The sequence below is a fragment of the Rhodococcus sp. TAF43 genome (assembly GCF_052113525.1).
Taxonomy (GTDB): domain Bacteria; phylum Actinomycetota; class Actinomycetes; order Mycobacteriales; family Mycobacteriaceae; genus Prescottella.
Window position 1 is genome coordinate 1 of record NZ_JBFRDL010000086.1, and the last position, 10834, is coordinate 10834.

Sequence of the window (10834 nt, forward strand, 5' to 3'; positions counted from 1 at the left end):
CGCGTGGGCGACCGACGAGGCCACCCGCTACGCCGCCGCCGCGCCGAATCACTGCGCAGACATCGCGCTGCGCGCGAATGGTGCACGCTCGTACGTTCAGGCCGACACCTACCCCTGCTGACAGTTCCAACGGCCGGCCGCGGCGCAGCCGGCGACTTTTCCGGGACTCGAATCTGGGGCGGCAACCACATGCTGGTTGCCGCCCCACACTCGTGCCTTACCTCTTAGTCAGACCCCGTTGCTACGGTGAAATCGCGTGTCCAGCACAGCGGCCGAAGGTGGCCGCGTCGGGGTGTGCGACAGAAGAGACACACGAAGGGGAACCCATTTCCATGAGCATCAAGCGCGCTGCATCCATCACCGCCGTCGGCCTGGCGGCCACCGGGGCCATCCTCGCGGCAGGCGCGGGCACCGCAAGCGCGATCACGCCCGTCACCGAAGACGGGGCGACCGGCGTCGTCCTCACCCACGAGGAGACCGTTCTCGCCGCCCAGCTCCACGCCGGTGACCTGATCAACCTCGTCTACGGCGACAACTGGGTGGTCAATCTGCCGCACGACTCGATCTGGTACACCGGCGGCTGGACTCCGGTCACGGGCCATCAGCTCATCGAAGAAGCCGCCTCGCATCCGCGCGGACAGGTCGGATTCTGGGTGCAGGACACCAATGTCTACAAGCACCCGTTCTACGGGATCTCGCGCTGGTGAGAGCACACCGCGACAGCTTCTCGGCAGGCGGCCGCGGCGTCTGAAACACTGACCACGGAACTGTCGGCCCACCGGGCCGAAATCCGCTGGAGAGAATGCTAGGAAGGCCTCGATCCCGGAAACAGGATCGGGGCCTTCTCATCGTCGATGACGCGACGGCCGGCGCGGCAGATCCCCTTCCGCCGCGGCTCAACCGATCACCCGGGGCGGGCGGGAGCAGCACATCCCCTCTCTGGGGGACACCCAATGTGCTGCTCCCGCCGTCGCCGCCCGAGAGGTCGAGGGCGACGTCTCGACGGTAGAACGGCCACTGGATCGGCGCAGGTGAACGCCTCAGGGTGTCCGAAATCGTCACCGCAGATTGACCAGCCACGCCGCCATCAACACGCACAAGGCGGTGAAGGCAGTGGTCGCCGCTACCGCGGCGACGTCGAGGCCTGCCAGCATCGCGAATACTCCGGGAACGAACACGATCACCGCGATACATGCCAACCATGCGAGTGTCAGCAGCGCGGCTTTCACATCACGTGGCCGGCGCGGGCGTTGTCGATCCTCAGTCATGTCACCCCCGTGTGACTGTGTCTTTCACCCCTGAGGTGGGGAGGTGCACGGCAACCGTGTGCACCTCCCCACCGGCGCCGGCACGACGCCCTGCATCACGGCGTGCCAGCGGCTACGGCCAGAGGAGCTCCCCCTCCACAGCTGGCCGCCGTCGGTGACGGTAGCCAACATGCCGCGATCGTGTGGCGGAATCTCATCGAAATAGACTGCAGTGCAACGAGTGAACTCGGAGGATGCGACGGACCTCGATTCTGGGGGCCGACAGACCGCTGCTGCGTAGCCTCGGTAGAGCGGCCCCGGCCACATTGCTGGTGGCCGCAGCCCACGGCAACACCAAGAGCAGTGCGTTCGTGTGGTGGGTTGTGGGCACGGGCGACACCGCGCCTTGGAACCTGCGCGGTGCCGTTCTCATCCGCCGACCTGCCCCCTTTTGCGCCACAGTGCGCGCGAGTAGCGTCGGCCGTGCGGCCCGGCCACACAACGCACGCGGTACAGCGCTCACGAATCGGGTCGCGGTCTGCGGCACGTCGAACGGCAGGACGGGGCCGTGGGTGTTGGGCGGCGCCGTGTCCTGAGCGAACTGCCGCGGCGCCGTTCCCATGAGAGTGACCGTCGGCCGGTTATAGGCCCTGAGCAGGGAAGACGGCACGTCCCGGCAGGGCGGGCCTGCTGGCGTGTTGGCTTCACGGAAGACAGCAAGGGCCGCGGCTCGCGAGTAGCGCGCGGCAACGCACGGTGGACACACCAGCGCAGTGATCACAGTTTCCAGAGTCGTAGCAGTGCGGATCGAAGACCGGGGGAGATGATTCGGTGGTCGGTGTGCAGTCCGGGGTCGGGGTGTCCGAGGTTGGCGAGTCGTGTTTCGGCTTCCGGCACGGGTAGCGGTTGCAGGTCGGCTCGGGTGCGCAGCAGGAACGCCACCGCGTGGGGGCTGTGCGGTATCGAGATCGGATCGGATTCCACGACCGCTGGCGGGTGAATCCACGTGTTGTCGGCGGTGACCTGCAGGAGGAGATCGCCGCGTTCGAGTCGGCCGCGGACACTGCCGCCGGGTTTGTCGATGCGGAGCCACTCGAGCGGGTATTCCGCCGCCGGGCCGGATGCGGTGAGGCTCGCGTGTGCCGCCCAGGTCAGTGTCTCGTCGGCTCCGGGCTGATGGTCGGTGATGTGCCAGAGGAACATCCGATCCACCGGGGTCGGTAGGAAGTCGTGGTCAGTGCGCGCCCGGCCGCCGATCCCCAGCAGTGGGACGGCCCGGCCGATCGACCAAATCGCTGCAGTGTTGGCGATGAACACCTCGTCGACGACGGTGATCTCGTCGATACCGTCGATGAACGTGCGGGCGGCCGTGACTGTTTCGGGGTCGTCGGTGATGATCACGGCCTCGTCGGCGATGGTGGAGCTGTGTGAGGCGCTCGCGGATCCGACGATCGCCTGTTTGGGGGTGGTGATGACGTTGGCGTGCAGGTTCGGTGACGACAGCACCCTCACCCCTTTCTCGACGAAGTGGGCGAGGGCGGTGGGGGAGGTGGCATGGGCGCGTACTGCGGCGCGGGCGGCATTGACGATCAAGACGTCACCGGCGTGCAGGGGGAGCAGGTCGGGGGCGTCGATGCCCAGGTAGGCGATCGCCGCGTGCCGGGGGCCTTGCCTTCGGAGCGTGGCGGTGATGTACGGCCAGGGGCTCGGCCCGTGGAACGTGGTCCCCATACAGGAAACGGTAGCCGTGCGCGGCGCAGTGAACGAGCGACACGGATCCATCTGTACGGGGTCCTGCCGGTCGCCCGGATCCGACAGAACTCGGCGGCTGCCCGGTGAAACCGAAGGTCTACGCACGACGAGGAAGGGGCACACAATGAACCTCTATATCGTCAGTTACCTCGGCCAGGACCAGTGGCTGGCCTACGAAGGCACCGAGGCCGCACGCATCTACGCGTATGTGTCGAACCTTGGCCGGTTCGTTTTCCACAAGCCCCTCGGCCAGGACTTCCACTGGGACCGAGAACTCGACTGGACGCCCGTCGACGCGCAAATCGCCCGCAGGATCGTCACCGAGGGCGTGCTCGGCCGGCTCGACGACTGCCGGCACCGCGACTTCCTGGCCAAACTTGCCGCTGAGCCTGATCAAAGGTCGATCGACGACGTCTTCGGTGCCCAGCCCGTCGACGAGCGGAAGCCGTCCCCGCGTGAACAGCGTTGCTGCGAAGGTCAAGACGCTGGCGAAAGCGCGGCCCGGTGAGTGAATCACCGGGAAGGTCTACGGCCGCGGGCGCTGGCGTAGCCCGGGACCTGCGCGTCGGGAAGGTCGCGGCGGTCGCGAAGTCCGGACTACCCATCACTTCCCGCGTTACCCCGACCTCTGACGGCCGGTTCGCCGTCGAGATCACCCGCACCGCAGAGGCCAGCTGACCAGCGCAGACGACACGTCCCCCTTCGTGCCGCGATGAAGGGCGATACCCGAGCGAGTGTTTCCCCCTCGCCGGGTACCCGCCCAGATCGCTCACGACCCCACCGCGCCGAAGCGTTTGGCGTTGCCCCGAACTTGCCGCCCGACCACCACCTCGGGTAGTCGATCCCAACTGGCGGCCACCACCGAAGCTACCGGCGATCGCCGAGCATGCAACCCCGACAAACGAGGCTCTGACCTGCACGTGTTCCGGTTTCGGACACGAAAATGAGGGGCCGGCACCGTGGCCGCGACCGCGGCCGCGCACCTGCGGGCACCCGAGACCCGTCCAGCGGCTCCGGCGGAGTCTCCGCGGCGGCCGGACGGCCTTGACCCTGGCCAGACCCGTGGTCGTGCGCCGTGAGGGCGGCCAGGGTCCAGTGCGCGGCCCGCTGGAGGGCGCAGGGTCCGCGGCGGCGCACGGCTTCCGGTCTCGTCGCGCATCACTCTCGGCCTCTGGCTGCGGCTGGCCGAACACCGAGTCCCAGCCGCACACGGTCACCTTGATCGCGACGTAGGAGCCGTAGATTCCGGTCAGGTACTGAATCACTTGAATCACCACGCGGATGGTGCCGGTAGGGTTCCTCCGGCCGGATTTCGTGGACCCAAGACGGCGCGAGGGGCGTGTCATCAGGGCTGGTAAACATGTGTTTCTCGCGGCCGGAGGATGGGGGAGCGCGCCTCGTGGGCGGGTGGCGTCGGCCGGCACGGTAGGAAGAAGGACATGGCGACGAGATACGAGTGCGACGGGTGCGGGGTGGCGGCGTGCGATCTGCCCGACAGTGTGGACCCGGACGAGGTGTTCCTGGACGCCCCGGAGGGCCGGGTGCTGTGTCAGGGCTGCATCATGGCCGTCGAGCAAGGCTCCGGAACGTGGAGCGCACCAATCAGGGGTGATCTACCGGTGTTCCACGATTGGGAGGCCGATCCGATCGTTGTCGGTGATCGCCCGATGACGGCCGAGGACTACTGGCGCGACTCGCAGGCCGGCGCTTCTGCGGAGTGGACGGAGGCGCCAGCTACAGGAATCCGCGGCTCCTCGTCGTCCGAGCTGTTCACCGAGGTGCATCAGCCTGACCAGTAGTCACATGAAGTTCAACCTCGGGGTCACTGCAGTCCTGGCGATCGCAAGCGTCGTGACGATCGGCCCGTTGGTGGCAGATGCGGACGGACAGATGGCGCGGGCGCTGCTCGTGGCCTGTATTGCTGCTGCGGCTGCGGCTGCGGCGGCGGTCGTGGTCTGGCGTGTGTTCCAGCGGGGGCAGGAGCCGGCGGTTCTCGCGGCGACGACCTACCTCGCACTCGGAGGAGTCGTAGCGATCGCCCAGGCGCTCGCGGGTGACTACACGCGGGCCGTCATCATCGTCATCACGCTGCCGATCCTTCCTGGACTGGCCGTGGGCGATCGCCGAACACGCCAGTGGATCAATCGGGTTGCCGGGTACACCGAGGTAGGGCATCACGACGAGAAGTGACACGAGAAGAGGACAACGCACCCCGGCCGCAGGGCCGGGGTGCGTTGTTTTTGTTGCGATCGGCGACGCAAGGATCTACCTACTCGGCGGCATCGACCCGGACACCTGGTCGATCTCGGAGTCGCTGATGCACGTCACGGGGGCGGTTGTCATGATCACGATTCTGGATGGGCGTGTGAGGATGAGCGGTCGCACACGCAGAAGAGACGAGGGCAGAGTTGGCCGGGGGGAATCTTATGGAGACGATCGCTGCTGGACGTTTCGAGCACCGGTGGCTGTCTGACGAGTTCGTTGCCGAGTCGCTGCGGCTGGGTGCGGAGGAACAGGGCAAGGAGCACCACTACGTGCCCCAGATGTACCTGAAACGGTGGACGGTGGCAGGGCGAGTGCAGCCGGTACTCGTCGACCGCCGACAAGTGTTGCCTCCGCAGCGGCCGAAGGAGGTCGCGAAGAAGACGAACTTCTACTCGCTGCCCGCGGCTGACAGCACGATTGATCAGCCACTGCGATGGATCGAGAAGCACCTGTCTCGCATCGAGGGTGAGTGTGCAGGCAGGCTGGATCAGCTCGAGCGCGGGGGTTCCGGGGTGATGTCGGATGATGACCTCAAGCGTGACCTTTCCGTCTTCCTCGCACTCCAGGTGACCCGCACCGTGAGCAACCGCGAGCGTTCACTCCTGCTGATCAACGGGCCAGTCGGGGCGAAGCGTGAGTTCTACCGGCGCTTCGACCCGGGGCTGACCGACGCCGACTTTCAGGCGATGCTTGCCAACACCGACCCCGATCCGAAGACCGAGGCGATCAACCTCATGTTCGCCGACGTCCGTAACGGGCTCGCCCGATGCTTGTACGAGCGGGAGTGGGCGGTCTATCGGACCTCGGCACCGATCGTCACCTGTGATGACCCGGTGGTACTCGTGGCCGGCCCGCCGCATGGCAGGGGCGTCACGATCGGCGCGAAGTTCAGTGCGGTGGCGCTCTATCCACTCGGCCCTGAGTACCTGTTGGTCATGCTCAGGCCCGGGCTGCGGCACAGCGGACGTTATCTGCTCGATCAGGAGGAGACCCGGAGCGTGAACCACGAGATCGTGGCCGCGGCCGCCTCGATGGTGTTCGAGCGGCCGGGCGACGACATCGCGCCGCACCTCGAGGTGCCGGCACGCACGGGAAATGCGGAGATGGACGACGACCAGGTAGCTCAGCTCGACGCCGCCGCCGCGCTTCGACATCTTCTGAACGGCGTGACCGTGCGCAGCCGTTGGGCCGGCGCCCGTGATGCGCCCGGATGGCCGGTGCGACGCTGGTATTCGACGGCATAGGCGGTGCAGCGGCCCGAGCTGTTCCTGGTCGAGGGGCGGAGTAACACTCGGCACCCGACCATCGGACGGCGCTGATCAGGGCTGTTGATGCTGGTCTTTCATGTCTTCGAAGATGGCGTTTGTTGCGAGATTCCTGCGGCTGCCGTAGGAGAAGTCCTCCCGATCGATATCTGGAATCAGTGCGTGGGGAATCTGGTTGCTCGGCCAGTCTTCGCGAGGCACCAGTCTCGTCAAGTAGTCGATGCTGGGGGGCGCGAGATACCGCCGTCTCGCGGAGCCATTGTGAGCAGTTTGGACAGTGACGAGGCGTGTCGTGCTTTCGATCAGGTCCAATCCGCCCTGATTCGCGGCGCGTTTCTTGATGCTCTCGCACACGTTCATCTGGAGGAGGGGACGATGTTCGATCCAGTATTGGTACTGGTCCAGGACGTTGCGATCAGGGAAGTCCGTGGAGGTATCGAAGAACGCGTCGACGATCTCGTCATGGATGCGATCCCACACAATCTGCGTCGCATCGGCCAGCGGCGTTCCTGGAGATGGTGATCCGATGTGGACCGCGATGGCGGCCATGTCGGCCTCGAACTCGTTCAGGTAGGCCGTCACGGCGGCTTGCGTAACCGCGGTTCCGTGGTCGCTTTGGAGTTTGGTCCATAGGGCGTAGGTCGCTGCTGCCCACCACGCGTGGAGTTCTGGCTGACGGCGCTCTTGCTCGGTGGTCAGCCGGGTCAGTACGAGCGCGGCGTCGCCGCAGTGCGATGTATCGGTGGCCTGCCCCAGCGCAGACAGGATCCCCTCACGGATTTTGGTACGAAGCAGGAGTTGTTTGACTCGATTGCTCGCGTCTGTCTTGATCACGGATTGAGTGGGCAGAGCACCGGTCTCGATCAACTCGATGAGCTCGTCACGCACTTGTGCGTCACGGATGTCCTTGGCGGGGAAGCCGAATGTGAAGTACCGATCGAAGTAGAGCTTGTTGCGGATTTGGAACGGAGCTTCGTCGGGCACCCTTCCGTACAGTCCACCCACCGGGCGGACGGCGTCGGGGAACAACGCCCGCAGGACGGCGCGAACATGTCGGGTTTCGTCCGTGTGGGTGCCGGCCGGATCGACGATCTTCTCGATCCGTTCCCGCATCATCTGCTCGTGTGCGTCCAGGTCCTCCATGCTGGATCCCAGAGTCTGCTGGCCGGTCACCTTGGACTTCCAACTCGGCAACTGACGGTAGAGGGCCTGGTATTCGAGCCGCAGGTAGGTAACGAGGATGGCATCGAGCAGGTCGATTTCCTCGCTGGGCTTCGTCGTCGAGTTCTTCTCGGTGATCAAGGCAAGCATCATGTCGACCTGGGCGAAAAGGCGATGGATCACGCGCAGGGTGAGGCGGTCGAGTGGTAGCAATGCGAGCAAGATATCAAGGTATCGCTCGCTGTTCGAGGGGCTGTATCCACCTCGATCGATCAGTTCGCGAAGACGTTCGTCGATGATGTCGGCGAGATGGACTTCCTGGATCGGTGGTAGCTGGAAAGGGTACTGAACGATCTTCTCAAGGTATTGCTCGGCGCGCCGGCGGTTGCCGCCGGCGAGATCGGTGTGGGTGAGAACGTCGGTGATGGTCTGGGTGTCATACGAGAGCAGGTAGTGCACGCCCTTGAAGCGTCCGAGCAGCCGGACGGCCTTCATCACGGCCAGCAATTCGTCGCGGTGCAAGCGGTCGACGTCGTCGACGATGACGAGCACCTGGAGCTTCAGGTCTTCGAGGAACTCGGAGATTTTCTCGAAGCGCTCTGCGAAAGGATTTGCTTCGAACCGCAACTCACCTGCGGCATCGGCCCCTGCCTCAGCAAGCGCGACCGCGACCTCCTGATAGGCGCCTTCACCGATCTTGCTCTTCACCACTCCGGAAGCTAGGGCTTTCACTCCGGCTGCGAGTATCGGCGCGGCAAGATTCAGCAGCTTCTTCCCGTTCGCAGCCGTTTTCTCGGATTTGTCGTCGAGTGCGGATGCGATGGTGTTGTAGAACTCCTCGGTCAGAGCCAACTCATTGTTGACTGCCCAGGGAGTGAACTCGACGACCACCCACGGGTCGGGAGAGATGTCGCCACTGTTCAGGAATTTCCTGATCAGTGCCAGTACAGACGTTTTGCCGGCGCCCCACGGTCCCGCGAGACCGAAGACCACGCTATCGCCCGTGCCTCCCTGTGTGATGCGGCGCGCGACCTGTTCGGCGAACCATTCACGGTCGAGTAGGTCGGGCCGCTCGTCACCGTCGATTGGTGCGTCGGAGACGAGGAAAGAGTCGCTGAGTTCGTAAGCCACGCCAGTGATGATCGCACCAGTGTGGACGGAGGTTTCGCATCACCGGGCGAGGGTGAATGTGGCTCCCGGGCTCGATCTGGAGTGCGTGGAGCTGGGGGACGCGCTCGCGGCCCTGTCCGACGCGGGGTTCACGGGTGTCGAGCGGGAGAGGATCGTAGTCCGTCCGGTCGAGCATGATGCGGCGGCCGGGTTGTTCGATCCGATCTGATGCAGGAGGGACCGGCCCGAAGTTAGCGGGCCGGTCCCGTTTGTCAGTGTTGTTGATGGTGTTCGCGCGGTGCGGCTCGGCCTTCGCGCCCTGGTTGGGTGTGGGGGCTTTTTGGTGTTCTGACCTGGTGTGGTGTCAGGTTCTGGTGTGTCGGGTGAGTAGGGCCCATCGGGCGAGGAATCCGATGGAGGTGCAGAGCAGGATTGGTGCGAGTGCTGCTGTGATGGCCAGCAGGATGATGCCGAGGGGCGGCACGATCGCGACGAGTAGTAGCGCGAGCGGCACGAGCGCGGTGTTGATGAGTGCTCCGGCGAAGCAGACGGCAGCGATTTTCAGCTGGTCTGTGTGTCGGATCGTGGGCACGGGTTGGACTGTAGCGGTTCCGGCGTTGACCTGGGCAGATGGCATGTCCCATCCGGGGCCGGCACTGCGGCCGGCGGGCCGGTATGGGTGGGGTGCGTCGTGTGGCCCAGTTGTATAGGGGAGGTGGCAGACTCGGACGCGAAGGGGGTGGGTACGAAGTGGGATCGTGGTTTCGTGAGACGTGGCGGGCGGCACCTCGGCGGAGTGTGGTTGCTCTATTCGTGCTGACGGTGGTGTTTACCGCCACGAGTGTGGCGCAGCAGTCGTGGGGCGTGGCTGCTTCTGTGTTCGTTTCGACGGTGGTGTGTGGTGGTGGGGCTGTGGTGCTGGTGGCGCGGTCGAGGGTCCAGCAGCGGCGCCGCCATCTGTGAGTACTGCCGACGAGGGACTGTGACAGGCTCGGCCCCTGCGCGCCGTTGCTGTTGGTGGGTCGGGATTCTCGGGGCGTGAGGTTCACGGGCTAGCCGGGGAACTGTCCGGTGTAGCGCGAGCCTTGGACCAGGCGGTGCGCGGTTGCGGTTGCGGGGGTGAAGAGCCACGAATGTCCGTGCCCGGTGACGTCGACGCGGTAGGAGCGGCGGGAGAATCGGCCGGCGGACGGCCGCACGTCGAAATCCTTGCCGTCGAGCGTGAGGCATAGATGCTCTCCGTCGCGGGTTCCGATTGGCACGTCGTCCCGCACGGCAGCGTCGCTCGTCCGGGTGATCGAACACGTGGGGATCGAATCGCCGAACACTGACAGCCGGGAGCCGTCGCGATCCTGTTCCAGGGCAACCGGACCGTAGAGGGGATCGAGCATCCCGTATGCAGGCATAACCGCGATGCTAGTTCCCGGCAGCGATGAGTCGGGCGAAGCGCTCGGCTGCGCGTTTTCGGGAGCTGTCGCGTGGGACTGGCCGATGCGTTGCGACCTGGGGTTGTCGTGATGTTTGGGGTGGGAGGATGGCTGGGGGGTGGGGTGCGTGGGGTGGGTGGGGTGGGTTGTCGGTTTGGCGGGGTTGGTTGCGGTGGTTGTTCTGGTTGATCGTGCTGGTGTGTGGGCTGATCGGCGGGGGTGGATCTATTGGCGTCGGCGTTCGGGCGGTGGTGCTTCGGGTGTGTTGGGGGAGTTCGAGTCGGTGTTGTCGCCGTCGTATCGGCATGTGGTGGAGGAGACGCAGGTGAAGCAGATTCTGCGTTTGGATCAGGCGTCGGGTGATGGGTCCGGGGCGATCGTGGTTGATCTGGTGGACGGGACTGCCCGGATCTTGCGGGAGCCCACGCATCCCGATGGGAGTAAGTAGGAGGCGCGCACTCGCAGCCCCTGCACCCGTTCCTGCGTGTGGGGGCTTTCTCGTGGGCTGAGCTGGGGTCATGGCGTCTCCCGTGTGGGGTTTAGGGGCCGCCGAGGAGTTCGTAGGGGGTGTAGTGGTCGCCCCATTTGAGGTAGGCGCTGGTGGTGG

11 protein-coding genes are annotated in these 10834 nt (G+C 65.4%); 6 read left to right on the forward strand and 5 right to left on the reverse strand.

The window, feature by feature from the left end:
- Window positions 1-332: 332 nt before the first annotated feature.
- Window positions 333-707, forward strand: a complete 375-nt coding sequence (locus tag AB4Z09_RS28135; RefSeq protein WP_442241283.1) for a hypothetical protein — start codon at window positions 333-335, stop codon at window positions 705-707.
- 351 nt (window positions 708-1058) lie between these two features.
- Here the strand turns inward: AB4Z09_RS28135 and AB4Z09_RS28140 are convergent, their stop codons facing one another.
- Complete coding sequence (locus AB4Z09_RS28140; RefSeq protein WP_442241284.1) at window positions 1059-1268, reverse strand: hypothetical protein; 210 nt, start codon at window positions 1266-1268, stop codon at window positions 1059-1061.
- Window positions 1269-2024: 756 nt separating this feature from the next.
- Window positions 2025-2978, reverse strand: a complete 954-nt coding sequence (locus AB4Z09_RS28145) for a phosphatidylserine/phosphatidylglycerophosphate/cardiolipin synthase family protein (protein WP_442241285.1) — start codon at window positions 2976-2978, stop codon at window positions 2025-2027.
- Between the two features lie 145 nt (window positions 2979-3123).
- Here AB4Z09_RS28145 and AB4Z09_RS28150 point away from each other — a divergent pair, with 145 nt between their 5' ends.
- The 4 genes from AB4Z09_RS28150 (at window position 3124) to AB4Z09_RS28165 (ending at window position 6508) form a co-directional block, all read left to right on the forward strand.
- On the forward strand, window positions 3124-3507 hold the full coding sequence (locus AB4Z09_RS28150; protein ID WP_442241286.1) for a hypothetical protein: 384 nt from the start codon (window positions 3124-3126) through the stop codon (window positions 3505-3507).
- A 931-nt stretch (window positions 3508-4438) separates the two neighbouring features.
- The gene (locus AB4Z09_RS28155; RefSeq protein WP_442241287.1) at window positions 4439-4798 is read left to right on the forward strand and encodes a hypothetical protein; all 360 of its coding nucleotides are present in this window, start codon (window positions 4439-4441) and stop codon (window positions 4796-4798) included.
- Window positions 4799-4802: 4 nt separating this feature from the next.
- Window positions 4803-5189: a hypothetical protein gene (locus AB4Z09_RS28160; RefSeq protein ID WP_442241288.1), complete on the forward strand. Its 387-nt coding sequence runs from the start codon at window positions 4803-4805 to the stop codon at window positions 5187-5189.
- A 236-nt stretch (window positions 5190-5425) separates the two neighbouring features.
- Window positions 5426-6508, forward strand: a complete 1083-nt coding sequence (locus AB4Z09_RS28165; protein WP_442241289.1) for a DUF4238 domain-containing protein — start codon at window positions 5426-5428, stop codon at window positions 6506-6508.
- Window positions 6509-6583: 75 nt separating this feature from the next.
- Here AB4Z09_RS28165 and AB4Z09_RS28170 read toward each other — a convergent pair whose 3' ends face one another.
- Window positions 6584-8821 (reverse strand): KAP family P-loop NTPase fold protein, encoded by a 2238-nt coding sequence (locus tag AB4Z09_RS28170; protein ID WP_442241290.1) that lies wholly within the window; start codon window positions 8819-8821, stop codon window positions 6584-6586.
- A gap of 58 nt (window positions 8822-8879) precedes the next feature.
- Between AB4Z09_RS28170 and AB4Z09_RS28175 the strand changes: the two genes are divergently transcribed.
- A complete protein-coding gene (locus AB4Z09_RS28175; RefSeq protein WP_442241291.1) occupies window positions 8880-9029 on the forward strand; it encodes a hypothetical protein in 150 nt (49 codons plus the stop codon).
- Window positions 9030-9164: 135 nt separating this feature from the next.
- Here AB4Z09_RS28175 and AB4Z09_RS28180 read toward each other — a convergent pair whose 3' ends face one another.
- Together AB4Z09_RS28180 and AB4Z09_RS28185 are read right to left on the reverse strand one after the other, a co-directional pair.
- Window positions 9165-9392 carry a hypothetical protein gene (locus AB4Z09_RS28180; RefSeq protein ID WP_442241292.1) on the reverse strand — a complete coding sequence of 76 codons (228 nt, stop codon included), beginning with the start codon at window positions 9390-9392 and terminating at the stop codon, window positions 9165-9167.
- Between the two features lie 460 nt (window positions 9393-9852).
- Window positions 9853-10206, reverse strand: a complete 354-nt coding sequence (locus AB4Z09_RS28185) for a hypothetical protein (protein ID WP_442241293.1) — start codon at window positions 10204-10206, stop codon at window positions 9853-9855.
- Window positions 10207-10834: the final 628 nt, after the last annotated feature.

What these genes read in the sequence shown, in the direction of transcription:
- AB4Z09_RS28155 (WP_442241287.1), top strand. Translation starts at nt 4,439, where the DNA reads ATGGCGACGAGATACGAGTGCGACGGGTGCGGGGTGGCGGCGTGCGAT.
- AB4Z09_RS28140 (WP_442241284.1), bottom strand. Translation starts at nt 1,268, where the DNA reads ATGACTGAGGATCGACAACGCCCGCGCCGGCCACGTGATGTGAAAGCC.
- AB4Z09_RS28135 (WP_442241283.1), top strand. Translation starts at nt 333, where the DNA reads ATGAGCATCAAGCGCGCTGCATCCATCACCGCCGTCGGCCTGGCGGCC.
- AB4Z09_RS28145 (WP_442241285.1), bottom strand. Translation starts at nt 2,978, where the DNA reads ATGGGGACCACGTTCCACGGGCCGAGCCCCTGGCCGTACATCACCGCC.
- AB4Z09_RS28185 (WP_442241293.1), bottom strand. Translation starts at nt 10,206, where the DNA reads ATGCCTGCATACGGGATGCTCGATCCCCTCTACGGTCCGGTTGCCCTG.
- AB4Z09_RS28165 (WP_442241289.1), top strand. Translation starts at nt 5,426, where the DNA reads ATGGAGACGATCGCTGCTGGACGTTTCGAGCACCGGTGGCTGTCTGAC.
- AB4Z09_RS28150 (WP_442241286.1), top strand. Translation starts at nt 3,124, where the DNA reads ATGAACCTCTATATCGTCAGTTACCTCGGCCAGGACCAGTGGCTGGCC.
- AB4Z09_RS28160 (WP_442241288.1), top strand. Translation starts at nt 4,803, where the DNA reads ATGAAGTTCAACCTCGGGGTCACTGCAGTCCTGGCGATCGCAAGCGTC.